The sequence below is a fragment of the Brucella sp. MAB-22 genome (genome assembly GCF_025908475.1).
Classification (GTDB): Bacteria; Pseudomonadota; Alphaproteobacteria; order Rhizobiales; family Rhizobiaceae; genus Brucella; species Brucella anthropi.
Genome location: NZ_CP109782.1, coordinates 1,729,415 through 1,753,316 on the forward strand (window position 1 = coordinate 1,729,415; position 23,902 = coordinate 1,753,316).

Genomic DNA, 23,902 nt, shown 5'->3' on the forward strand with positions numbered 1-23,902 from the left:
GGCAACGCATCAATCTCGCCGGGAACGGCAATTCGCATTGATGTTTCGTTGCGCCTTCCCCGCAGAATATTCAGGAATACACATGTCTCAGTTTGAATGCGCACGCCGCAGGAAGCTGCCTGCACGCTATGCATCTATTGTGATGCCGTTCATCCTATCGATCATGATGACATTCATCGTGTCGTTGATTGCAACCGCCAAGAGCCTTGGCGTTGCCCATCCCAATCTCGCATCCAGCTGGATGACGGCATGGGCCCTTTCATGGGTGGTCGCCTTTCCGGTTCTCCTCGCCATTCTGCCCATCGTGCGCAGAATGGTCGCCATGGTGTGCGACCCGCATTAACAGTTAGAGCGCGTTTCGATCTGATAAGATCAGATCGGCGCTCTAACATCTTCTGTTTCAAGCATAATCTTATCGATCCTCGTTTCACTCCGGTCGGATTATGCTCCAAAAAAGAAAAAGCCGCGCATCTTGATGCGCGGCTTTTTCAATTCTCTTGCAGGCGGCTCAGCAGAAAATAGCTTCGCCTTGTTCATCCACGATCTGCCGTCCCTTATTCAGCGAAATGCTGGCGGCATCTTCGATGCCAGGGCAACGGTCGGCGCGAACGAAGCGATATTCCTTCACTTCGCCATCGATCGTCTTGGAAATAACGCCGCAGACCTGATACTGCCCGCCCTCGCTATAGGGCGTGGCAATGATCAGAAAGTCCTTGTGTTCAAGGCGACCCGCCTCTTTCGGCTCTGCCGGTGTCTCGGAGGCAGAGCCTCCACCGAAAAGACGCTTCAAAAAAGACATATCGCCTCCCCTTCCCGTATGTTTTTGTTCAGTTGAGCTATCCAGGCCCTAGCTATCGAGGAACGAACGCAGCTTGCGCGAACGGCTCGGATGCTTCAGCTTGCGCAGCGCCTTGGCTTCGATCTGACGGATACGTTCGCGGGTAACCGAGAACTGCTGGCCGACTTCTTCCAGCGTGTGGTCGGTGTTCATACCGATGCCGAAACGCATACGCAGAACACGTTCTTCACGCGGCGTCAGCGAAGCCAGAACACGGGTCGTCGTATCGCGCAGATTGGCCTGAATCGCTGCATCGATTGGCAGAAGCGCGTTCTTGTCCTCGATGAAATCGCCCAGATGTGAATCTTCCTCGTCGCCAACCGGCGTCTCGAGCGAGATCGGCTCCTTGGCGATCTTCAGCACCTTGCGCACTTTTTCGAGCGGCATGGCGAGCTTTTCAGCCAGTTCTTCCGGCGTCGGCTCACGACCGATTTCATGCAGCATCTGGCGCGACGTGCGGACGATCTTGTTGATCGTTTCGATCATGTGCACCGGAATACGGATGGTGCGCGCCTGATCGGCAATCGAACGGGTGATTGCCTGACGAATCCACCATGTCGCATAGGTCGAGAACTTGTAACCGCGGCGATATTCGAACTTGTCGACCGCCTTCATCAGACCGATATTGCCTTCCTGAATGAGATCGAGGAACTGCAGACCACGGTTCGTGTACTTCTTGGCAATCGAGATGACGAGACGAAGGTTGGCTTCCACCATTTCCTTCTTGGCGATGGTCGCTTCGCGTTCGCCCTTCTGCACCTGATTGACGATACGGCGGAATTCGCCGATGGAGATCGCGGTTTCGGTCGCCAGCATCTGGATTTCCGAACGCAGACGGTCGATGGCGCGCTCTTCCTTGGCTGCGAATTCCTTCCAGCCACGGGCTGAAAGCGTGCTCACGCGCTCTACCCATTTCGGGTCCAGCTCGTGGCCCTGATATTCCTTCAGGAATTCCTCACGACGCACACCAAAGGATTCGGCCAGACGCAGCAGCTTGCCTTCGTTCTGAACCAGACGCTTGTTGATATCGTAAAGCTGTTCGACGAGCTGTTCGATACGGTTCTGGTTCAGCGACAGCGACTTCACTGCCTTGATGAGCTGATCCTTCAGTTCCTTGTAGCGACGTTCCTGGCTCGACGACAGTTCGCCCGTCGCGGCCAGACGGCCCTCGACCTGCTGATCCTGCAGCTTGCGCAGCTTCTTGTAGGTATCGGCGATGAGGTCGAGCGTTTCCATGACCTGCGGACGCAGTTCGGCTTCCATGGCCGCCAGCGACAGGTTGGCTTCGTCTTCGTCCTCTTCCTCTTCTTCCGTGGGCATGTCGCCGCCGACATTGGTAATGTCGTCGTCGTCACGGCGGCGCTGAGGCTTGTCGTCACGCGGCTTTTCCTCTTCCACGCGCTCGATCACCGGAGCCTGCTTGGCTTCCGGACCTGCATAGGTGGTTTCGAGGTCGATGATTTCACGCAGCAGAATGTTGGAATCGTTCAACTGGTCGCGCCAGATGATGATCGCCTGAAAGGTGAGCGGGCTTTCGCAAAGCCCGGCGATCATGGTTTCGCGACCAGCCTCGATGCGCTTGGCGATGGCGATTTCGCCTTCACGTGACAGAAGCTCGACGGACCCCATTTCGCGCAGATACATGCGCACCGGATCGTCGGTACGGTCGGTCGGCTCTTTCTTGGTCGTGGTGGTGGCAACAGCCGTGCCACCGGACTCAACCAGATCGCCGCCCTCTTCCGAGTCGTCGTCGTTGTTTTCTTCGCGGTCGTTGTCCTGCTCGTCATCTTCAACGACGTTGATGCCCATATCGGAAAGCATCGACATCGTGTCTTCGATCTGCTCGGATGTCACTTCCTCGGAAGGCAGCACGGCGTTTAGCTCGTCCATGGTGACGTAGCCGCGCTTCTTCGCGAGTTTGATCATCTTCTTGACAGCATCGTCAGAAAGGTCGAGAAGCGGACCGTCGGCAGCACCTTCGCGCTCGACTTCGGCTTCTTCGTTTTCCTTAACCTTCGTTGCCATATGTTCTTCTCCAGGCGACCCCGGTCGCTTCTAAGATATATAGAGTTCTCGGACAGTTTTGCGAGGCCGCAATCCGTCAGTTGATTCTGCGAGTAGCCGATTTCCTGTTAATGGCGGATTAACCTTGCCATCGGTATCGGGCTTCTTCATCTCCGATTTCTTGTGGGCAGATCAGGCGGTCAACCAGACAACGCCACTTTCCGGGCCACTTTTCCGGCCCAAATCCGGCTTGCTGCCTTGCAGCATCGGATATCACCGGTTTCTGTTCTTTTCCTTATTCGAACTGTCGTGATTCCGTCATTTACGCCACACGTCAAGAGCGACTCACATGATTCGGGCTTAAAAAGCGAATCATTTGTTGTCGCGACCTCTTCGTTGGCCAGATAGAGCACGTTTTCCAGATCGCAACCCCGCATTTCCGGCTGTTCTCGCAGAACTGATTCGGAAATCCGAATCAGAAACCGCCGGGTGGGCGCCCCGAAGACAGTCCAAAACCGTCGATCAGAGCTTCAGTCGCATCAGCTTTCAAAATCTGATTTTGTATATCTCTGAGACGTGCAAACAATTCGCCCGTCTCGTCTGTTTCAAGTGCGGCCTCAACGGCCCGCAGCTCCTTATGTAGTGTGCGCGCACGCTGATGCAAGTGAAGCGCCTGACGAAGGGCTTCGCGCGCGTCGTCTTCTGCGGCCAGAGCCGTCGCAGTCCAGAGTTTCGCACCCTTCACCACGAGCTCGAGCATTTCAATCTGCTCGCCATGACCGGCATTGACCAGTGCGTGCCGCATGGCGTGACCATCTTCCATATGGCCGGCAGCCAGCACATCCAGCATGGCCAGATGCAGCGACTTGAGTGCCTCATGTCCTAGATCGAGTGCCGCCAGCGTCTCGAAATCCTCTTCAATCAGCCGTGGGTGATTGAGAAGCGTCAGCACGATGGCAGTTTCGCGCAAGGGGGCATGTGATCCAGCGCCCGGCCTGCCGCCCTTTACCAGCGTGGAGCGCACCAGACTGTCGGAAATCGCAAGGCGGCCATTGCCGCCCGCCGGTCCGCCGCGTCCCCGTCCGCCATCATTCCTGCGGTTGAAAGACGAATTGCGCTGTCCGCCGCCTTGATACCCCTGACGCCCCTGGCCAAAAAAGGCTTGTGCCCGGTCGCGCATATCCTGACTGTAGTGGCGCCGGATATCCTCATTCGCGATGCGGCTGGTAATTTCACGCAGCCGCGCCTCCAGTTCGGCGCGGCGTTCCGGCGTATCGAACACACCGCCCGTCGTTTCCCGCGTCCACACCATATCGACCAGCGGTCTGGCGTCACGCAGGACCACATGAAATGCGGCTGGGCCTTCCGCCTTGACCAGATCGTCCGGGTCCTGCCCTTCCGGCAATAGTGCAAAGCGCAGCGATTTGCCGGGCTGCAAGGCAGGCAATCCAAGATCGACGGCGCGATAGGCAGCGCGAAGCCCCGCACCATCGCCATCGAAGCACAGAACGGGTTCAGGGCTGATGCGCCAGAGAAGTTCGAGCTGTTCTTCCGTCAGCGCCGTACCGAGCGGAGCCACCACCTGATGGATACCCGCCTGCGCAAGCGCGATCACATCCATATAACCTTCAACAGCGATGATGGATTTGGCCGGTTCTCCAGCTTGCGGCTGGCAGGCCTTGCGCGCCCGCAATCCGTTATAGAGAACCCGCCCCTTGTGAAAGAGTTCGGTTTCCGGCGAGTTCAGATATTTGGCCGGAGCGTCCGCAGAAAGCGCACGCCCGCCGAAAGCAATGATCCGCCCGCGCAAATCCTCGATCGGGAACATGACGCGATCACGAAAACGGTCGTAGGAAACGGCAATCCCCTCGCCGTGCACAACAAGGCCGCACGCTTCGATCTGCTCGCGCGACACGCCTTTGCCAGCCAGAAACTCCTTCAAGGCATTGCGCGACTCTGGCGCATAGCCAATGCGGAACGACTGCTGCGTTGCGGTCGAAAGTCCGCGATCCCGCAGATAGGCGCGTGCCTTGGCTCCAACGGCGCTTTGCAGCTGGTTTTCGAAGAACTGCGCAGCCAGCTCCATGACATCATAAAGCGTCGCGCGCTGTGCCTCACGCTTTTCCATTTCCGGATCGCGCGCAGGCATCGGAACGCCTGCCATATCGGCCACACGCTCCACTGCTTCCGGGAAACTCAGGCCTTCAAGATCGGTTAGAAACTTGAAGTGATCACCGGTCACACCGCAACCGAAACAATGATAACGACCCTTGCGATCTTCGCAGTGAAAGCTTGGTGTCTTCTCGCCATGAAACGGACAGCAGGCCCAGAAATCACCCTTCGGAGGATTGCTCTTCTTGCGGTCGAACGAAGCGCGCGTTCCTATCAGCGTCGAGATCGGGACGCGGTCTCTGATCTCATCGAGAAAGGAGGGCGGAAAACGCATTACAGATTTCACTTTCAGTTCGTTCAGACAGCGGGAGTGTATTCCTTAGAGTATATAGGCGTGCCCGTTCTGACAGTCCATCGTGCAGGCATGTCCCTCCCCGCTAATCACATGTCGCTACCAAACAAGCCAGCCGTCACAAAACTGTCATATATCCGTCATGACGCTGCGGGGATGGATTGCTTTTAATTGCGAACAAGCCCATATCTCTTGAAGAATTGATTAGCCGGAACATATTTTTTCTTCATTTGTTGCGTTAGCTTAATCACAGATGTCAACCTCCAACCCGAAGGGATTTTGCCGTGAATGGTTCTTTGGTCCTTTTGCATCTGGCCGGTGCAGTTGCGCTCCTGCTTTGGGCGACACGCATGGTTCGGACCGGGGTGGAGCGTGCCTATGGCGACCGGCTGCGCAGACGCTTGCGCAACCAGATGCAGAACCCGCTGCTTTCCGTCGCCTTCGGCCTTGCCCTTGCTGTCGCCCTGCAAAGCTCGACAGCGGTTACGCTTCTCGTCGGTTCATTTGTCGGTTCAGGTTTTGTAAGCGGCGTTGCAGGCCTCATGGCCGTGCGCGGCGGCGAGCTTGGCTCCGCCCTCGTCGTCAAGATCCTGAGCTACGACCTCACGCTTCTGGTGCCGCTCTGCCTTGTCATCGGCACAGGCATCTTCATGACCACCGAGCGCCGCGACTGGCGGCAGATCGGACGCATTCTGGTCGGTATCGGCCTGCTCATCATGTCACTGGAAATGACCGGACAGGCCACCGAGCCGCTGCGGCAAAGCGAATTGCTGCCGGTCATCGTCGACTATCTGTCGGGCGACCCGATCACTGCCTATCTGCTCGCAGCGCTTATGACCTGGCTGTTCCATTCCAGCGTTGCCGCCGTCATCCTGCTGACCACCTTTGCCTCGCGCGGGCTGATCCATCCAGAGCTCGCCGTGGTGATGGTTCTCGGCGTCAATCTGGGGTCTTCGATCATCGCCCCGATCCTGACCCGGCATGCGCCACCTGAAACCCGCGTCGTGCCACTCGGCAACCTTTTGATGCGCGGCGCCGGGTCACTCATCATGCTCGTGCTTTACCAGACCTTCAAACCATCGGTCGCCTTTCTCGGCACCGATCCGGTTTCGCAGGTGGTCAATGCGCATATCCTGTTCAATGTCATCGTGATGATTGCCGGTATTCCGCTTTCTGGCCTCGTGCTGCGCGCAACCGAGGCTCTGGTCAATCTCAATGCGGACAAGGGCAGCCCCGCCTCGCAGCAGCCCATCGAGATCGAGCAATATAGCGCGCTCGACACTGCCGTGCTCGACCGGCCCTCGCAGGCGCTTGCCAATGCAACCCGCGAAGTGGTCGGCGTCTGCGACACGATCGAAGTCATGCTGCGGCGGATCATCGAGCTTTATGAGAAGCCCGATCAGGTGCGGATCGATGAACTTGAAGCTCTCGATGACCGCGTGGACAAGCGCCATGCTGCCATCAAGCTCTATCTGACCAAACTTGCAACCCATGAGCTGAGTGATTTCGAGTCGCTGCGCATGCAGGAATTGCTGGGCGCATGTGTGAAGCTTGAGCAGGTCGGCGACATCATCGTGCGCAACATGCTGGCGCACGTTCAAAAGAAGATGGATCACAAGCTGGAATTCACCGAAGAAGGCTGGAAGGAGCTCAGCCATTTCCACGCTATGGTTCTGGCCAATGCGCACATGGCGTTCAATGTGATCGTCTCACGCGATGGCCGTACGGCCCGTCAGCTAGTGCAGGAAAAGGACCAGCTGCGTGAACTGGAAAAGCAGACCAGCATGCGCCATTTCAGCCGACTGCGCGAAGGCGCCACCCGCAGCATCGAAACCAGCAGCATCCATCTCGACACGATCCGCGATCTCAAGCAGATCAACTCGCTTCTCGCCTCAATGGCCTATCCGGTCCTTGAAGAACAGGGCCTCCTCAGCGATACGCGACTGAAAGCCGTCAAGCAGGGCTGAGTATAGCGCCAAACAATAGAAAGCCCCCGCCAGAGCGGGGGCTGAAACAAAAGCGAAAGGCACTTATGCCTCACGCTTTCACTGCAGAAGCGATTTCACGATGGCGCTGGCCTTGGTGAAATCCATCTTGCCTGCATAGCGCTCTTTAAGAACGGCCATGCATTTGCCCATGTCGCGCAGACCTTGAGCGCCGATTTCGGCAATCACATCCGCACAGGCCTGCTTGACCTCATCCTCGCTCATCTGCTGCGGCAGAAATTCGGAAATGATCGTGATTTCCTCGCGCTCGGCTTCAGCGAGCTCAAGACGGCTGCCTTCTTCATAGATGCGGGCGGATTCTTCGCGCTGCTTGACCATCTTGCCGAGAATACCCAGCAATTCTTCATCCCCGACCGGGTCCTTGCCAGCAGTACGGTTGGCGATATCTCGGTCCTTTACCGCAGCCAGGATCAAACGCAGCGTCGACATGCGACGCTTCTCCTGTGCTTTCAGCGCGGTCGTGAGGGCCTGGGAAATCTCCTGGCGAAGCATAACGTCTCTCCTGACGGTGTAAGTTCTTTGTTGTTCGTTTCCTGCATCTATACAACAAGCGAATAGAATCGCCGAGCTGTCCGAACCACCATCCCGAGAAATAATAATACGACGATTATCGTCATTATTTCAGGAAAGCATGGCCTCGGACGATTGACCCGGCGTCCAAGTTTCTCTATTGCTCAAGGCTTAGCAGGACATCGGCACGTGCTCGCGGCGGGAGGTTTAAAATCCCCGCTGCCTTTTGGCGCATATATGACCCTTGACGCTTCATCTTTCAAGCCACCCTTCCGGTGGTCGTTGGAACACGAACGCGTGCCGCATAAAGCATGCCGCCCAAAAGTGGGAACCGGTTTTGGGACAACGGCATGCATGGAAACAAACAGTTAGAGCGTCGATTTGATTCCATCAGTTCGACGCTCTAGCTGGCAACGAAATAACAGCACACGCTGGCGCGCGGCTAACAATCAGGAGTGCAGACCATGACAGAAACCACATCGAAAACAGCACCCTGGACTGTTGAGAAGCGAACCGCCATCCTCGTACTTGCGGACGGAACCGTGATCGAAGGCAAAGGCCTCGGTGCAATCGGTGCGATTGAAGCCGAGGTCGTGTTCAACACGGCGCTGACCGGTTACGAAGAAATCCTGACCGACCCGTCTTATGCCGGTCAGATCGTAACCTTCACCTTCCCGCATATCGGCAATGTCGGCACCAATGCCGAAGACGTTGAAGACCTGACGCCGGCCAATCGCCACGGCGCAGTCGGCGCGATCTTCAAGGCTGACATCACGTCACCATCGAATTTCCGCGCAACGGAAGATCTGGATGCGTGGCTGAAGCACCGCGGCGTCATTGCACTGGCCGGTATCGATACACGCGCGTTGACCTCGCTCATCCGCGAGCGCGGCGCACAGAACGCAGTCATTGCTCATGATCCGAGCGGCAAGTTCGACCTCGAAGCACTCAAGGCACGCGCCGCCGCATGGAGCGGTCTTGAAAATCTCGATCTCGCCAAGGACGTCACGGTTGGCCAGAGCCTCACATGGAAAGAAACGCCATGGACGCTCGCAGACGGCTATGGCGAACAGGACGCCCCGGAATATCACGTGGTGGCGCTCGATTTCGGCGTGAAACGTAACATTCTGCGCCTGCTCACCGGTCTCGGCGCAAAGGTCACCGTGCTGCCGGCAACGGCAACGGCTGAGGACGTTCTGGCCCACAACCCGGATGGTGTCTTCCTGTCCAACGGTCCTGGCGATCCGGCAGCGACCGGCGCATATGCCGTTCCAACCATCAAGAAGCTTGTCGAAACCGATCTTCCGGTCTTCGGCATCTGCCTCGGCCACCAGATGCTTGCGCTGGCCCTTGGCGGACGCACCGAGAAAATGCATCAGGGCCATCACGGCGCCAACCATCCGGTGAAGGACTACACGACCGGCAAGGTCGAGATCGTATCGATGAACCACGGCTTCGCGGTCGATTCAGACTCGCTGCCGGAAAATGTCGAGGAAACACATGTGTCGCTCTTCGACGGCACCAATTGCGGCCTGCGCGTCGTCGGCAAGCCGGTATTCTCGGTGCAGCACCATCCGGAAGCATCGCCCGGCCCGCAGGATTCGCACTATCTGTTCCGCCGCTTCATCAACCTGATCCGCGAAAAGAAGGGCGAAACGCCGCTTCCGGAACGCGAACAGGCGGCTTAGAGCGCATCCCGAAAAGTGTGAAACGGTTTTCGGAAGAGATGCGCGTCAAAACAAACAGTTAGAGCGCCGATCTGATTCAATCAGATCGAAACGCGCTCTAAGCCATCCAAAAGAATTATCGAAGTAAAAGGCCGGAGTAAAAACTCCGGCCTTTTCATTTTCCGTATCGATCAAACCTCTGAGGGCTTGGCCAAGGGCGTTGGACGCACCCGCGCCACCACGATGACCAGTGCCAGAAAAACCAGTCCGGCTCCCACAGCATAGGGCATTCCAGCGAAGACGAACGGCGCATTCATGCCGGTGAACACGGCGAAAAGCTGCGTGAAGATGAGCGGGCCGATGATGGTCGTAATACTCGACACGCTTGTCAGTGCACCCTGCAATTCGCCTTGCGCGGAAGGCGGAACCTTGCCTGCCGCAATACTGCGCAGCGGCGGATCGGCCAGACCTTCCAGCGCCGTCAGGAAGATGACGGCATAAACCATCCAGCCTTCCCATGCGATGGCGTATCCAATCATGCCAAGACAGGAGAACAGCACGCCTGTGATCGCCGTGCGCCGCTCGCCAAGCACCGGCAAGACCCTTGGCAGAACCAGCGCCATCACGAACGCCGCGCCGATACCGAAAAGCCCCAGCGACAGACCTATCTGGGCTTCGCTCCAGTTATAGCGATAAGCACCGACGAAGGCCCAGACGGACGGATAGACGGCATGGGCCAGCCAGAACAGGAAGAAGACCAGCACCACCCAGCCGATGCCGGGATAGTTTCGCATCTGCTTGAGCGCGCCCAGCGGATTGGCGCGGGCGATCTGGAAGGTGCGCCGGTTTTCACGCGTCAACGTCTCCGGCAACAGGAAATAGGCGAGGATGAAGTTGATGAACGACAGGAACGCCGCTCCGTAGAACGGAACGCGCGGACCGAACTCCCCCAGCAAGCCGCCCAGCACCGGACCAAGCGCAAAGCCGACACCGAAAGCAATGCCGATCAGGCCGAAATTGCGCGCACGATTGCTGTCATCGCTGACATCGGCAATGTAGGCGGATGCCGTCGCGAAGCTTGCTCCGCTGATGCCTGCCAGCACACGACCGACAAACAGCATCCAATAGGTGGTTGCGAGCGCACAGATCAGATTGTCGAGTGCGAAGGTGAAAATCGAGGCGAGCAGCACCGGCCGGCGCCCGAAACGGTCGCTCAGATTGCCGATCATCGGCGCGAACAGGAACTGCATTCCGGCATAGACCAGCAAAAGCCAGCCACCATCGACGGCTGCAGTGCTGATATCCGCGCCGGTCAGCTCTTCGAGAAAAGTCGGCAGAACCGGCATGATGATCGCAATGCCGATAATGTCGAGGAACAGTGTCATAAAGACGAGTAACAAGCCCCGCCGTACAAACTGGGGATCATGCATGGGACACCTGAAATATGCTCCACGACTGAAAAGGTGGAACATTCATAAATTGTGTTGATTGGAGAACTCGCGCGCCATCGCCGCTCAAAATTGAGCGTCACGCTTGCAAATCGGAAAAAGGCCGCGCCGGTGCGAATGCATTTATCTGGAAAATTATTTCACGACAAGGCGAATATTGCAGGCTTTCGACAAAAAGAACGGGCGTTTTTCCTCCACAAAGAAAAAGGCGGTCGAAACCGCCTTTTTCTACAGTATCAGAACGACTTTAAACATCACCGCTGAATGTATCGCAGGATTCCAGCTTGCCGCTATCGAAGCCGCGCTGGAACCACTTGGCGCGCTGGGCGGATGTGCCATGATTGAAGCTTTCCGGAACAACATAACCCTGACTACGGCGCTGCAGCGTGTCATCACCGATCTGGTGTGCCGCATTCAGAGCTTCTTCAAGGTCGCCTGCTTCCAGAATACCCTTCTGCTCCGTGTAGTAACCCCATACACCGGCGAAGCAATCGGCCTGAAGCTCAACACGAACCGACATCTGGTTGGCCTGCGCTTCGCTCATCTGCTGACGCATCTGGTTGAACTTGGGCAGAATGCCAAGCAGGTTCTGGATATGGTGCCCGACCTCATGCGCAAGGACATAGGCCTGTGCGAAATCGCCGGAAGCGCCAAAACGGTTTGCCAGTTCCTTATAGAAACTCAGATCGATGTAGAGCTTGCGATCGCCGGGGCAATAAAACGGCCCGGACGCCGCGGAAGCAAAGCCGCAAGCCGAACGAACCTGTCCGGAAAAGAGCACCATGGTCGGCGGCGTGTAGGTCTGGCCGCGTGACTTGAAAATGCCGCTCCAGACGTCTTCCGTCTCGGCCAGCACGGTGCGGGCGAACTGCGTTGTCTCATCATTGGCAACCGCGCCCCCCTCGGCAGCGGTCCGTCCGGATTGACCGGCTTGCTGGGTTACGCTTGGCCCCATGCTGCCATCGCCGAACAGGATCGGCAGCGGATCGATACCAACCGCACGCAGCACGAAGAACATCACCACCAGAATGAGAATACCGGAAATGCCGCCACCGCGAACGATTCGAAAGCCGGGACCGCCAAGGCCCCCGCCGCGACCGAAGCCGCCACCTATGCCACCGCCCTGCGCCCCGCGCTGATCTTCCACATTGTCACTTTGCCTACGGCCTTGCCAGCGCATTGACCAACTCCCCTACACCGTGCCGCTCTCGACGAAGCAGCACCAAACTATACATGTAATTGTCGCATAAAGAGTTGGCACGGCAACATAAAAAGTAAATGGCAGTGTCAATCACAAACGAAGACTCTTTCGCAATAGTTTGGACAATAGAAATCCCCTCCTGCTTCGATAGACAAAACCTGTCAAAACAAGCATCAATGGAAGGGATCCTAGAAAAATTGACGGCTTCCTTCACAATGTCACAAACATGAAGGCGAAGCCTCCACAATCTATACGCTAGTAATTGCGGAAATGCGCGGCATTCGCTAAAGCATGCTCTGTCAATGGGGGCATAGACGATGCAGAATCGAAAACAGCTTTATTCGATCCAGATATTACGCGGTCTTGCGGCAACGGCCGTCCTGATCGCCCATACGATCGAGCATCCGCGCGCAGAAACAAACAATGCCATCACGATGCTGGGTGTTTTCGGCGTTCAACTGTTCTTCGTCATCAGCGGTTTCATCATCGCCTATGTCAATGCCGATGGCCCGTTCAGGCCCGGTGACTTTCTGCTGCGCCGCGTTTTCCGCATCGTGCCGCTTTACTGGCTCTGCACGATCACGGTTTTCATCTGCGCTCTCTATCTGCCGTCACTGTTCAAGACGACGGTTCCGGATGTGGGCTATTTCATCAAATCGCTGTTCTTCATACCCGCCGCCACACCGGGTGACCCAAGCGATTGGCGCCCGATCTTCAAACTCGGCTGGTCGCTGAACTACGAATTGTTCTTCTATCTTGTGTTCGCCTTGTTCTGGTGGTGCAAAAATGCCTTACAGCGCACGATCTTGCTGACCGGTATCTTCGGCGCATGTGTCATCGGAAGCTTCTTCGTCGAACCATCGGCGAGCATCGCTGCATTCTATCTTCACAAGAACCTGCTGACATTCATGTGCGGCATGTGGCTGGCCGAAGCGGAAAAACACCGCCTGTGGGAAAAATTGCCCCCGGTGGCGCTGGCCGGAATTGGTGTCCTCGCCATAGCGGCGCTTTACGGCACCTTCTCCACCCCACTGGTCGCGTTCAACAACTTCTTCACTTATCTCATCATGTGCGGTGCGGCTGTTTTACTGGTTGCCGGTGCATTGGGCATCGAGCGCTGGCTCGGCGACCTGCGAGACAATTTCTTTGTCGATCTCGGGGCAACTTCCTATTCGCTCTACCTGACACATATGTTCGTGGTCGGTTTTGGCTGGGCGGTGATGCGGAAGCTGAACCTCGGCCCCACACTTGAGATCGCCGGCATGGCTGCCATCGTGATTGGTGCGATCATCGCAGCAAAGATTTCCTATCGCTTGATCGAACTACCGTCGAACAGGCTCGGCCATATGCTCACAAAGCGCAACAAACCATCGCTGAAGGTCGCTCAGGCAGAAGCCTGATCGACCCGCGAGCACTGTGTTTCGGTCATAACATTGATAGAGAAAGTATGAGGCGGGCAAGAATTTTCGTGAATGCCCGCACTTTCTTTGAAATAAAACGATTTGTGGGGTTCCGCTTTCGGAATCGATTGCCTATAAGGCCCGCTTAGCCCACAGAATTCATACGCTGCCAACCCGCCGGAAAACCGTGCGGGCTTTTCTGGCAGGCTAAGCAGCATGTCTCTCGAAAGTGGGAAGCGGTTTCGAGACAAAGACATGCGTAAAACAAGAGCATGATCCCGAAAATGGGAACCGGTTTTCGGACAAGATCATGCGCGCGAAGAAGATAGGACGAGCGCCCATGCCGAAACGTACAGATATCAAATCGATCCTGATTATCGGCGCGGGCCCCATTGTCATCGGCCAGGCTTGTGAATTCGACTATTCGGGCACCCAGGCCTGTAAGGCGTTGAAAGAGGAAGGCTACCGCATCATCCTCGTCAACTCCAATCCGGCCACGATCATGACCGATCCCGATCTGGCGGATGCAACCTATATCGAACCGATCACGCCGGAAGTGGTCGCCAAGATCATCGCCAAGGAACGCCCGGACGCGTTGCTGCCAACCATGGGCGGTCAGACCGCACTGAACACCGCATTGTCGCTCCGCCGCATGGGCGTGCTGGAGCGCTACAATGTCGAGATGATCGGCGCCAATGCGGAAGCCATCGACAAGGCGGAAGATCGCGCGCTTTTCCGCGAAGCCATGGAAAAGATTGGCCTCGATACACCGGAATCCAGACTCGCCAACGCCACCGAAATCAAGGACGAAGACCGCAAGCGCCACGAAACCAAGCGCGCCGAAGTCAAGGCGCAGTTTTCGGGTGACGATCTCGACAAGGCGCTCGACAAGCTTGAAACCGAATGGCAGCTCGGCGAAGTCGAACGCAAGCAGCGTTACATGACGCACGCGCTTGCAAAGGCTGCGCAGGCGCTCGACGTTGTTGGCCTGCCTGCCATCATCCGCCCAAGCTTCACGCTCGGCGGCACTGGCGGCGGCATTGCCTATAACCGTCAGGAGTTCTTCGAAATCATCGAGCGCGGTCTGGATGCGTCGCCGACGACCGAAGTTCTGATCGAAGAGTCGGTTCTGGGCTGGAAAGAATATGAAATGGAAGTCGTCCGCGACAAGGCGGATAACTGCATCATCATCTGCTCGATCGAAAACCTCGATCCGATGGGCGTGCACACCGGCGACTCGATCACCGTTGCACCGGCGCTGACGCTGACCGACAAAGAATACCAGATCATGCGTAACGCCTCGATTGCGGTGCTGCGCGAGATCGGCGTTGAAACCGGCGGCTCCAACGTGCAGTTCGCGATCAACCCGGTCAATGGCCGCATGATCGTCATCGAAATGAACCCGCGCGTGTCGCGTTCTTCGGCTCTGGCTTCCAAGGCGACCGGCTTCCCGATTGCCAAGGTCGCGGCCAAGCTTGCCGTCGGCTACACGCTCGACGAGTTGGATAACGACATTACCGGCGGTGCGACGCCTGCCTCGTTCGAACCGTCGATCGACTATGTCGTCACCAAGATCCCGCGTTTCGCCTTCGAGAAATTCCCCGGCTCCTCGCCGATCCTGACCACCGCCATGAAGTCGGTCGGTGAAGTCATGGCCATCGGACGCACCTTCCAGGAAAGCTTGCAGAAGGCGCTGCGCGGTCTTGAAACCGGCCTGACCGGCCTCGACGAAATCGCCATTCCGAACATCGAGGAAGGCGACGAAAAGAACGCGATCCGCGCTGCCATCGGCACACCGACGCCGGATCGTCTGCGCATGGTCGCGCAGGCAATGCGTCTCGGCCTGACCACCGAGCAGGTGCACGACGCATCGAAGATCGATCCGTGGTTTCTCGAACAGATCGAAGCCATCGTAAAGACCGAAGAGCGTATCCGCGAACACGGCCTGCCGCAGGACGCTGAAAACCTGCGTATGCTGAAAGCCATGGGCTTCTCCGATGCGCGCCTTGCAAGCCTGACGGATCAGGACGCGGAAGACGTGGCCAAGCTGCGCGGCGAACTCGATGTGCATCCGGTCTACAAGCGCATCGACACCTGCGCTGCCGAATTCGCTTCGCCGACTGCCTACATGTACTCGACCTATGAAACGCCTTTCGTCGGCCAGCCGCGCTCGGAAGCCGAGGTGTCGGATCGCAAGAAGGTCGTCATTCTCGGCGGTGGTCCGAACCGCATCGGTCAGGGCATCGAGTTCGACTATTGCTGCTGCCATGCGGCTTTTGCGCTCAATGATGCTGACTATGAAGCCATCATGATCAACTGCAACCCGGAAACGGTTTCGACCGACTACGACACGTCGGATCGTCTCTATTTCGAACCGCTGACGGCAGAAGACGTGCTGGAAATCCTGCGCGTTGAACAGGAAAAGGGCACACTTCACGGCGTCATCGTACAGTTTGGCGGCCAGACCCCGCTCAAGCTCGCCAATGCGCTTGAAAAGGCCGGTATCCCGATCCTCGGCACCTCGCCAGACGCCATCGACCTTGCGGAAGATCGTGACCGTTTCCAGAAGCTGTTGATCAAGCTTGATCTCAACCAGCCGAAGAACGGCATTGCCTATTCGGTCGAGCAGGCCCGCCTCGTCGCAGCCGACCTCGGCTTCCCGCTTGTCGTGCGCCCGTCTTATGTTCTCGGTGGCCGCGCCATGCAGATCATCCATGACGAACGCTCGTTACAGAACTATCTGCTCGACACCGTGCCGGAACTGGTGCCGGAAGACATTAAGGCCAAGTATCCGAACGACAAGACCGGCCAGATCAACACGCTGCTCGGCAAGAACCCGCTTCTGTTCGATACCTATCTGACGGAAGCCATTGAAGTGGACGTCGACTGCCTGTGTGACGGCAAGGACAGCTTTGTCGCCGGTATCATGGAACATATCGAGGAAGCCGGTATCCATTCGGGCGACTCGGCCTGCTCGCTGCCGGTGCATACACTTTCGCCTGAAACCGTTGCCGAACTGGAACGCCAGACGGCGGCGCTTGCCAAGGCGCTTCATGTCGGCGGTCTTATGAATGTGCAGTTCGCCATCAAGGACGGCGAAATCTTCATTCTGGAAGTCAATCCGCGCGCATCACGTACGGTTCCGTTCGTCGCCAAGACGGTCGGCACCCCGATTGCGAAGGTCGCAGCCCGCGTCATGGCCGGTGAAAGCCTGGAAGCAGCACTCGGCGCCTATGGCGGCAAGCCGAAGACACCTTCCCGCCCGCATATCGCGGTCAAGGAAGCTGTGTTCCCGTTCGCCCGCTTCCCGGGCGTCGATACGCTGCTCGGACCGGAAATGCGCTCGACCGGCGAAGTCATGGGCCTCGACTACGACTATGCTCTGGCCTTCGCAAAGGCACAGCTTGGCGCAGGCGTTGAACTGCCGCGTGAAGGCACGGTCTTCGTATCTGTTCGCGACGAGGACAAGGAACGCGTGCTTGGTGCGGTCCGCAAGCTTGCAAGCATCGGCTTCAAGGTCATGGCAACCGGCGGAACGCAGAAGTTCCTCGAAGCCAACGGCGTTGAATCGACCAAGATCAACAAGGTCATCGAAGGCCGTCCGCATGTGGAAGATGCGATCCGCAATCGCCAGATTCATCTCGTCTTCAACACGACGGACAGCGCCAGTGCGGTTTCCGACTCCAAGTCGATCCGCCGCGCAACGCTGATGCAGAAGCTGCCTTACTACACGACCATGGCGGGAGCTGAAGCCGCTGCTGAGGCCATCGCTGCGCTCAAGGCCGGATCGCTGGAAGTGCGCCCGCTGCAGGACTACTTCCGCTGATAGCCTGAAGACATCCCGAAACAAAAAAGCCGCCGGTCATCCCGGCGGCTTTTTTCATGCTGTTTTCAAGGCTGGCAGCTCCAGAGGCTTTCCTGAAGGATCGTCTTCCAGATTGATCTGCTGTGTGAAAAGACCGTCATGCAAATGCGGCTTGCCGAGATGGATCACGGCTGCATCCTTCAATTCGGTGTTCAGCATGTCACGAATCCTGTCATAGGCTTCAGCATCGAGACCATCGAGCGCACCGTCGATCACGATCCACTGCGGTTTCTGCAATATGAGCCGGGCGAAGGCGATACATTGGCGCTCATCGTCCGTCAGCACGCGATCCCAGCGCGCAACACGATCCATGCTCGTGGAAAGCCGTTCAAGCCCGGCACGCCGCAGGACATTTTCCAGATCCTGTTCAGAAAATTTCTTGATATCAAGCGGATAGACGATCACGCCCTTGAGGTTGCCCGGCGGGAAATAAGGCGCGCGCGGCATGAAGGCGACACCATCGCCAACCGGCATGCCGATCCGCCCCTCGCCCCATGGCCAAAGCCCGCCCAATGCGCGGAACAGCAGCGTTCTTTGCGTTTCGGTCCCGCCCGTCACAAGCACCCGCTCGCCGGGTTTTACCGAAAAAGCCTTGCGGGAGAGCTTCAGGCACTGATCGGGGGCGGCGATGGAAACACCGTCCAGTGTCAGCCTGTCATCTTCGTTCGTCTCAAGATCGATCTGCCGGTCCAGATGACCAAGCTCGTCCATGCGCAGCACCGCCTGACGGAAACTCGCGACACGCAGCAGCGTCGCCCGCCAGTCCGCAATCGCCCCGAAATTGTCGACGAACCAGCGCAGTGCATTATGCACCTGTGAGAATGCGCCGACGGCCATCATCAGCCCGCCAAATGTCAGACCCCCGCCGAAATAGACCGGAGCCGCCACGAGGATCGGCGCCACGATTGTCAGCCAGCCGTAACCGGCCGTTACCCAGGTCAATCGCGTGGTCGCATAGACGATCTTGCGGATTGCGGCCAAAACCGCATCTATATCCAGATCGAGACGACGTCTTTCATCCCCTTCGCCGCGCGACAGGGTGATGGCATCCAGATGTTCGTTGACCCGCATCAGCGATGCGCGGAAATCCGCCTCGCGCGCATAGCGATTGGCGTTGATATTGACCAGACTGCGCCCGACGATCCATGTCAGCCATGAGGCAGAGGCCGCGTAGATGATGACAGCCCAGACCATGTAGCCGGGAATGGAGAAACTGTAGCCCGCGACATGAAAGACAAAGCCACTTGAGAGCGACCACAGGACACCGACGAAGCTCACCAGAATGACGGTCGACTGGAGGAGGTTGATCCCAAGATCGCACGACATTTCTGCAAAGTGACGTGCATCCTCATGCAGGCGCTGATCGGGATTGATGCCGATCTCGCCGGCATTGGCGAGACGAAATGCCCGACCCGGCACCAGCCATTGCCCCACGAGATCGCGCGCCAGTCCTTCGCGCATCTTGAGCTTGAACATCTGGTTGAGCCAGGTTTGCGATACGTTGAGCACAAGCAGGCTGCCCGCAATCCCGAAGAAAACCATCAGCTGGTGGAAGAAAGCCTGCAAATCCTTGCGCGCAAGCGCATCGTAGAAGGGTTCGTTCCAGCGATTGATGGCAACCTGTCCGATGGCGATCAGCACGATGAGAACGAAAATACCGGTCCCGAGCGCAATCAGCGTATTGCGTACCGGCGAGACCATAAAGGCTCCCACCATCATCGAGACTTGGGAGAAAAGATCGGTTCCGTCGCGTGACGGAGAACCACCAATCAGCTTGGCCGAACTCTTGCGCAGACGCTCCGAGACACTGCGCCTGGGCTTTTTGCGGCGGCGCTCTTTCTTGGGCGCACTCCGCTTCGTCTTGTCCTTGTCTGGTTCAGACGTCATGTCCTGCCTCGCTGCCCATCCGCCCGCTCAATTTTGCAGATATGTTTGCAACATGCTGAATATCTACGTCACGTGGAAGTCAAAGATAGGAGAGCACACGCTTTTCGCGCGCGCCAGCTGCGATGACCCACAACAATATGCGGGTTTTACCGCAAATCATTCGTTGCAATTATGGTCTGAACGCTAACCCTGCCGGAAAAGTCCATGACCGTTACAATCCAACCCATCGACAAAGTACTCATTTACGCGACATGGAACGACCGGCTTCTGGTTTTTGAAGAACCGGATTTTCCTGAAACGCCGCTTCAGGTGCCGGGCGGCACGGTCGATGCGGGAGACGATATTCTCGCCGCCGCCTATCGCGAATTCGCCGAGGAAACCGGCCTCCTCTATGACGATGGCATGATCCATCTCGAAACCGTCGATTATGACTATCCCGAACAGGGGCAGACAGAGCCTCACCGCCGCCACTGCTTTCATCTGCGATTGAGAAACGCCGTACCTGAAACCTGGGATCACTACGAAATGTCGCCCTGCGACGGAAGCGCCCCGATTCTGTTCCGACTGTTCTGGCTCGACCGATTGAGCGCGCAAAACCGGCTCGGGCTCGGAATGGCAAAAAGCCTCAGTAAAATCAGTTTTTAGCTGACAATTTTAGCTGTCTTGTATTGGTCAAATTTGTCGCATATAGTTAGCACATCGATTTTTCGGTCAAGTGACTTTGCGACCCGTGCGGCCCGCCGTGCTTCCTGACGATCTCCTGTCCATAAATTCGATTCACAGGGACGTGTGCGAAGCATACGGACTACTCTACTACTAATGTTACAAAGGAATTTCCCATGGCTACGGGAACAGTTAAGTGGTTCAACACGACCAAGGGCTTCGGCTTCATTCAGCCTGATCAGGGCGGCACGGACGTATTCGTCCACATTTCCGCCGTTCAGCGCGCTGGTCTGGCCACGCTCGATGAAGGTCAGAAGGTTTCGTACGAAATCGTACAGGACCGTCGTTCGGGCCGTTCGTCTGCCGACAACCTCGTCGCAGCATAAGTTTTGCCGTAAGGCAGAGAAAAGGCGGGTCCTCGGACCCGCCTTTTTTGTTTGTCCGCTTTTCTGCTCACACCCTTGCCAGCGCGCTCGCGCCCAGAATCAGGGCCGCAATCAGCGCAGCAATGGTGCGGACGTGATTCCATAGGGTCCAGTCGCGCACATAAGTAAGCCAAACATCGGCCGACGCGGCGGCACTGGCATCCATCGCCGCGAGCTGATTGTTCAGCGGCACATTCAAAGCCATCGTGACGCCAATAGTGCCGACAAGATAGACTGCAGCGCCGATCACCGCCCATTTCGACAAGCTTCCAAAGCCCATCAATCCCAGTACGATAATCACCAGACACAGCAATGCCGTGCCGAAAAAGGCGGCAAAGAACGTTCCGTTGATAACGGTGATATTGATCGACTGCATCGCCGTTATGCCCGCATTGGCCGGAATGCGTGCCAGCGCGGCCATCACGAAACTTGAGAACGCATAGAAGATGCCGCCTGTAATCGCGCTCCCCCATGCCGTCAGCAGAACAAGTAGTTGAAAACTCATCGTCATGATTGTCCCTCCCATGTGCCTTCAATGGCAGCCTTGCGCGCAAAATCTGCAAACCGGCGCGGTTTGCGCCCGAGAGCTTCCTCCACACCATGTGCCACACTGGCATTGCGGCCATCGAAAAGCTCGACGAAAAGATAGCGCAAAAGCGTAATGACATCTTCCGGCAATGCCTGCTCGCGCAGCGCCGCCTCATAATCGGCGTATGAGACCGAATTGAACGACAAGTCTTTGTCAGTCGCCCTGGCAATCTCGCTTACTGCATCGCTGAAGCTGAACAGTTCCGGGCCGGTGAGTTCATAGAGCTTGTTGCGATGTCCCGTTTCGGTGAGGGCAGCAACGGCGACATCGGCAATATCGTCAACATCGATGAAGGGTTCCTTCGTCGGCCCGACCGGCAGGGTCAGCGAGCCTGAAAGCAGCTCATCCCGCATGTAGTTTTCGCTGAAATTCTGCATGAACCAGCTGGCGCGCAACACGGTCCAGTCCAGCCCGGAATCCTGCAGAACCTTTTCCGCAATTTCCGCCTCCTCCTCACCTCGCCCGGACAGAAGCACGACATGCTTCACATCCGCCTTCTTTGCCGCCAAAAGAAATGCGCGAATGGCATCGACGGCACCCGGCAAGGCCAGATCCGGCTGGTATGACACATAGGCACTGTCGATGTCGTCAAGCGCGGCAGCCCAGGTGGATTGGTTGGCCCAGTCGAAGGGAACCTCGGTACTCCGCGACACAGAACGCACGGACACCCCCTTCTCCCACAACCTCTCAGCGACACGCCTGCCGGTTTTGCCGTTGGCGCCAATCACCAGATAACGATCATTACGATGTGTATTCATCTTCCGTCTCCCAAAATATGAGCAACCCTCATATTTGCAATATGTGAGCAACTCTCATATTCTGTCAAGAGCGAAAAATGTGAGTCCGCCATGAAGCAGAATTCCGCCACGGAAACAGAATCAACCAGTGCACCGATCCTGCGCCGCACCCCCAGCCAGAGCCGGGCGCAGGAAAAGATTCGTCGCATTGCTGAATGCGCCACGGCGCTGATCGCCGCCAAAGGCAGCGACAGTCTCAAGATGAGTGAGATCGCCCAGCAGGCAGGCATCTCGATTGGCGCGCTCTATCAGTATTTTCCCGATAAAAGCGCCCTGATCCGCTACCTGTTTGAAAGCTGCAATGCCCAATCGCGCCAGTGCATCGAGGAAGGTCTTGCAGCGGCCCATTCTGCCGATGAGCTGATTGTCGCGTTCAATGCATTGATCGATGAATATCTGGCACTGATGCGTCAGGAACCGGCAATGTGCGACATCTGGTCGGCCACGCAGACCGATAAGTCCCTGTCAAAACTGGAAATTGCCGAAAGCAGGCAGAATGGTCAGTTGCTTGCTGATACGATCCGCCGGATTGCCCCCGGCAAGGTGTCCGCACAACTGGACGAGACTGCTTTCCTCCTGATGCATTTTGGCGAATCCACCATGCGCATCGCCGTCGACGTTTCGGAAGAGGAAAGCATGACGCTGATAGAGGCCTATAAAGTAATGGCCACGCGCAGCTTGCGAGACCTCCTGGCAGGATGACGCGCAATATCGCCCGGTCCGATCAGTTTCGTTGCGTTAATATGTCAGCATTACTGATGGATCTGTTCGTTTCGGCAACACATTTTTGCGAAATCCAGCAATTGCCGATGAAATCACAATCCTTCTGTTGCGCTTCCTGCGCCGATGGGACATAGAAAATCCGCAAAACCGGACGCGCCCGGTGCCGGTTAACAGAGCCTGCCATCTATGGAGATCTATCATGGCATTTCTCGCCGACGCCCTTTCTCGTGTAAAGCCATCTGCGACCATCGCGGTCAGCCAGAAAGCACGTGAGCTGAAAGCCAAGGGCAAGGACGTGATTGGTCTCGGTGCGGGCGAGCCCGACTTCGACACGCCCACAAATATCAAGCAGGCTGCCATCGACGCGATCAATCGCGGTGAAACGAAGTACACGCCCGTCGCCGGTATTCCTGAACTGCGTCAGGCCATCGTTGCCAAGTTCAAGCGTGAAAACGGCCTCGACTACAAGCCGGAACAGGTCATCGTCGGCACTGGCGGCAAGCAGATTCTGTTCAACGCCTTTATGGCGACGCTGAACCCCGGCGATGAAGTCATCGTCCCTGCCCCTTACTGGGTCAGCTATCCTGAAATGGTAGCGATCAACGGCGGCAACCCGGTTTTCATCAACACGAAGATCGAAGACAATTTCAAGCTGACCGCCGCCGATCTGGAAAAGGCCATCACGCCCAAGACCAAGTGGCTGATCTTCAACTCGCCGTCGAACCCGACCGGCGCGGCTTACACGGAAGCGGAACTCAAGGCCCTGACCGACGTTCTGGTTCGTCACCCGCATGTCTGGATCCTGACCGACGACATGTATGAGCATCTGGTCTATGGAGACTTCGTCTTCACGACGCCTGCTCAGGTCGAGCCTTCGCTTTACGACCGCACGCTCACCATGAACGGCGTGTCGAAGGCCTATGCCATGACCGGCTGGCGTATCGGCTATGCGGCAGGACCACTGCAGCTCATCAAGGCCATGGATATGGTGCAGGGTCAGCAGACCTCGGGCGCCTGCTCCATCGCACAGTGGGCCGCAGTCGAAGCACTCAACGGCACCCAGGATTTCATTCCGGAAAACAAGAAAATCTTCCAGGCCCGTCGCGATCTGGTCGTGTCGATGCTCAATCAGGCCAAAGGCATCAAGTGCCCGACACCGGAAGGTGCGTTCTACGTCTATCCGTCCTGCGCTGACCTCATCGGCAAGAAGACGGAAGCTGGCAAGGTCATCGAAAGCGACGAAGACTTCGTCACCGAACTGCTGGAAGCAGAAGGCGTCGCCGTCGTTCACGGTTCGGCTTTCGGTCTTGGACCAAACTTCCGTATTTCCTATGCAACGTCGGACGCGCTTCTCGAAGAAGCCTGCACGCGCATCCAGCGCTTCTGCGCCAGCCTGCGCTAAACAAAACAAAATG

18 protein-coding genes are annotated in these 23,902 nt (G+C 57.1%); 9 read left to right on the forward strand and 9 right to left on the reverse strand.

Features of this window, described 5'->3' with window-relative positions; all coding sequences use genetic code 11:
• The first annotated feature begins 82 nt into the window (after positions 1 to 82).
• A complete protein-coding gene (locus tag OHI65_RS17895; protein ID WP_125300081.1) occupies positions 83 to 343 on the forward strand; it encodes a DUF2798 domain-containing protein in 261 nt (86 codons plus the stop codon).
• 165 nt (positions 344 to 508) lie between these two features.
• Here OHI65_RS17895 and OHI65_RS17900 read toward each other — a convergent pair whose 3' ends face one another.
• The 3 genes from OHI65_RS17900 to dnaG all read right to left on the reverse strand — a co-directional run bounded on the left by OHI65_RS17900 (position 509) and on the right by dnaG (position 5,288).
• Positions 509 to 799 carry an HlyU family transcriptional regulator gene (locus OHI65_RS17900; RefSeq protein WP_125300080.1) on the reverse strand — a complete coding sequence of 97 codons (291 nt, stop codon included), beginning with the start codon at positions 797 to 799 and terminating at the stop codon, positions 509 to 511.
• A 48-nt stretch (positions 800 to 847) separates the two neighbouring features.
• Positions 848 to 2,863 (reverse strand): RNA polymerase sigma factor RpoD, encoded by a 2,016-nt coding sequence (gene rpoD / locus OHI65_RS17905; RefSeq protein WP_012091706.1) that lies wholly within the window; start codon positions 2,861 to 2,863, stop codon positions 848 to 850.
• A 454-nt stretch (positions 2,864 to 3,317) separates the two neighbouring features.
• The gene (gene dnaG / locus OHI65_RS17910; RefSeq protein WP_125300079.1) at positions 3,318 to 5,288 is read right to left on the reverse strand and encodes a DNA primase; all 1,971 of its coding nucleotides are present in this window, start codon (positions 5,286 to 5,288) and stop codon (positions 3,318 to 3,320) included.
• 302 nt (positions 5,289 to 5,590) lie between these two features.
• On the opposite strand from dnaG, the gene OHI65_RS17915 reads away from it, so the two are divergent.
• Positions 5,591 to 7,273 carry a Na/Pi cotransporter family protein gene (locus OHI65_RS17915; protein WP_125300078.1) on the forward strand — a complete coding sequence of 561 codons (1,683 nt, stop codon included), beginning with the start codon at positions 5,591 to 5,593 and terminating at the stop codon, positions 7,271 to 7,273.
• Positions 7,274 to 7,351: 78 nt separating this feature from the next.
• Here the strand turns inward: OHI65_RS17915 and OHI65_RS17920 are convergent, their stop codons facing one another.
• On the reverse strand, positions 7,352 to 7,804 hold the full coding sequence (locus tag OHI65_RS17920; RefSeq protein ID WP_010659670.1) for a GatB/YqeY domain-containing protein: 453 nt from the start codon (positions 7,802 to 7,804) through the stop codon (positions 7,352 to 7,354).
• A 482-nt stretch (positions 7,805 to 8,286) separates the two neighbouring features.
• On the opposite strand from OHI65_RS17920, the gene carA reads away from it, so the two are divergent.
• Positions 8,287 to 9,510, forward strand: a complete 1,224-nt coding sequence (carA, locus tag OHI65_RS17925; protein WP_125300077.1) for a glutamine-hydrolyzing carbamoyl-phosphate synthase small subunit — start codon at positions 8,287 to 8,289, stop codon at positions 9,508 to 9,510.
• A 170-nt stretch (positions 9,511 to 9,680) separates the two neighbouring features.
• Here the strand turns inward: carA and OHI65_RS17930 are convergent, their stop codons facing one another.
• Both OHI65_RS17930 and OHI65_RS17935 read right to left on the reverse strand, forming a co-directional pair.
• A complete protein-coding gene (locus OHI65_RS17930; protein ID WP_094513961.1) occupies positions 9,681 to 10,919 on the reverse strand; it encodes a TCR/Tet family MFS transporter in 1,239 nt (412 codons plus the stop codon).
• 265 nt (positions 10,920 to 11,184) lie between these two features.
• Positions 11,185 to 12,117 carry a neutral zinc metallopeptidase gene (locus tag OHI65_RS17935; protein WP_010659667.1) on the reverse strand — a complete coding sequence of 311 codons (933 nt, stop codon included), beginning with the start codon at positions 12,115 to 12,117 and terminating at the stop codon, positions 11,185 to 11,187.
• 338 nt (positions 12,118 to 12,455) lie between these two features.
• Here OHI65_RS17935 and OHI65_RS17945 point away from each other — a divergent pair, with 338 nt between their 5' ends.
• Complete coding sequence (locus OHI65_RS17945; protein ID WP_010659666.1) at positions 12,456 to 13,538, forward strand: acyltransferase family protein; 1,083 nt, start codon at positions 12,456 to 12,458, stop codon at positions 13,536 to 13,538.
• Between the two features lie 340 nt (positions 13,539 to 13,878).
• Complete coding sequence (gene carB, locus OHI65_RS17950) at positions 13,879 to 17,364, forward strand: carbamoyl-phosphate synthase large subunit (RefSeq protein WP_125300076.1); 3,486 nt, start codon at positions 13,879 to 13,881, stop codon at positions 17,362 to 17,364.
• Between the two features lie 54 nt (positions 17,365 to 17,418).
• On the opposite strand, the gene OHI65_RS17955 is transcribed toward carB, so the two are convergent.
• Positions 17,419 to 19,290, reverse strand: coding sequence for an ABC transporter ATP-binding protein/permease (locus OHI65_RS17955; RefSeq protein WP_094513962.1), 1,872 nt, complete (start codon positions 19,288 to 19,290; stop codon positions 17,419 to 17,421).
• Between the two features lie 204 nt (positions 19,291 to 19,494).
• Here OHI65_RS17955 and OHI65_RS17960 point away from each other — a divergent pair, with 204 nt between their 5' ends.
• Together OHI65_RS17960 and OHI65_RS17965 are read left to right on the forward strand one after the other, a co-directional pair.
• Entirely contained in the window at positions 19,495 to 19,935 is a 441-nt protein-coding gene (locus OHI65_RS17960; RefSeq protein WP_125300075.1) for an NUDIX hydrolase, read from the forward strand.
• Between the two features lie 194 nt (positions 19,936 to 20,129).
• The gene (locus tag OHI65_RS17965) at positions 20,130 to 20,339 is read left to right on the forward strand and encodes a cold-shock protein (protein ID WP_006471898.1); all 210 of its coding nucleotides are present in this window, start codon (positions 20,130 to 20,132) and stop codon (positions 20,337 to 20,339) included.
• Positions 20,340 to 20,406: 67 nt separating this feature from the next.
• On the opposite strand, the gene OHI65_RS17970 is transcribed toward OHI65_RS17965, so the two are convergent.
• Positions 20,407 to 20,889, reverse strand: a complete 483-nt coding sequence (locus tag OHI65_RS17970; protein WP_010659662.1) for a DUF1772 domain-containing protein — start codon at positions 20,887 to 20,889, stop codon at positions 20,407 to 20,409.
• Positions 20,886 to 21,725, reverse strand: coding sequence for an NAD(P)H-binding protein (locus OHI65_RS17975; protein ID WP_125300074.1), 840 nt, complete (start codon positions 21,723 to 21,725; stop codon positions 20,886 to 20,888). Before OHI65_RS17975 ends, OHI65_RS17970 begins: the two co-directional genes overlap by 4 nt.
• Before the next feature lie 90 nt (positions 21,726 to 21,815).
• Between OHI65_RS17975 and OHI65_RS17980 the strand changes: the two genes are divergently transcribed.
• Together OHI65_RS17980 and OHI65_RS17985 are read left to right on the forward strand one after the other, a co-directional pair.
• On the forward strand, positions 21,816 to 22,466 hold the full coding sequence (locus OHI65_RS17980) for a TetR/AcrR family transcriptional regulator (RefSeq protein WP_125300073.1): 651 nt from the start codon (positions 21,816 to 21,818) through the stop codon (positions 22,464 to 22,466).
• A 220-nt stretch (positions 22,467 to 22,686) separates the two neighbouring features.
• Complete coding sequence (locus OHI65_RS17985; protein WP_010659659.1) at positions 22,687 to 23,889, forward strand: pyridoxal phosphate-dependent aminotransferase; 1,203 nt, start codon at positions 22,687 to 22,689, stop codon at positions 23,887 to 23,889.
• The last annotated feature ends 13 nt before the right edge of the window (positions 23,890 to 23,902 follow it).

Coding starts and splice junctions, on each gene's coding strand:
- OHI65_RS17930 (WP_094513961.1), bottom strand. CDS start 10,919: ATGCATGATCCCCAGTTTGTACGGCGGGGCTTGTTACTCGTCTTTATG.
- OHI65_RS17920 (WP_010659670.1), bottom strand. CDS start 7,804: ATGCTTCGCCAGGAGATTTCCCAGGCCCTCACGACCGCGCTGAAAGCA.
- rpoD (WP_012091706.1), bottom strand. CDS start 2,863: ATGGCAACGAAGGTTAAGGAAAACGAAGAAGCCGAAGTCGAGCGCGAA.
- OHI65_RS17975 (WP_125300074.1), bottom strand. CDS start 21,725: ATGAATACACATCGTAATGATCGTTATCTGGTGATTGGCGCCAACGGC.
- OHI65_RS17970 (WP_010659662.1), bottom strand. CDS start 20,889: ATGACGATGAGTTTTCAACTACTTGTTCTGCTGACGGCATGGGGGAGC.
- carB (WP_125300076.1), top strand. CDS start 13,879: ATGCCGAAACGTACAGATATCAAATCGATCCTGATTATCGGCGCGGGC.
- dnaG (WP_125300079.1), bottom strand. CDS start 5,288: ATGCGTTTTCCGCCCTCCTTTCTCGATGAGATCAGAGACCGCGTCCCG.
- OHI65_RS17945 (WP_010659666.1), top strand. CDS start 12,456: ATGCAGAATCGAAAACAGCTTTATTCGATCCAGATATTACGCGGTCTT.
- OHI65_RS17965 (WP_006471898.1), top strand. CDS start 20,130: ATGGCTACGGGAACAGTTAAGTGGTTCAACACGACCAAGGGCTTCGGC.
- OHI65_RS17895 (WP_125300081.1), top strand. CDS start 83: ATGTCTCAGTTTGAATGCGCACGCCGCAGGAAGCTGCCTGCACGCTAT.
- OHI65_RS17960 (WP_125300075.1), top strand. CDS start 19,495: ATGACCGTTACAATCCAACCCATCGACAAAGTACTCATTTACGCGACA.
- carA (WP_125300077.1), top strand. CDS start 8,287: ATGACAGAAACCACATCGAAAACAGCACCCTGGACTGTTGAGAAGCGA.
- OHI65_RS17935 (WP_010659667.1), bottom strand. CDS start 12,117: ATGCGCTGGCAAGGCCGTAGGCAAAGTGACAATGTGGAAGATCAGCGC.
- OHI65_RS17980 (WP_125300073.1), top strand. CDS start 21,816: ATGAAGCAGAATTCCGCCACGGAAACAGAATCAACCAGTGCACCGATC.
- OHI65_RS17955 (WP_094513962.1), bottom strand. CDS start 19,290: ATGACGTCTGAACCAGACAAGGACAAGACGAAGCGGAGTGCGCCCAAG.
- OHI65_RS17985 (WP_010659659.1), top strand. CDS start 22,687: ATGGCATTTCTCGCCGACGCCCTTTCTCGTGTAAAGCCATCTGCGACC.
- OHI65_RS17900 (WP_125300080.1), bottom strand. CDS start 799: ATGTCTTTTTTGAAGCGTCTTTTCGGTGGAGGCTCTGCCTCCGAGACA.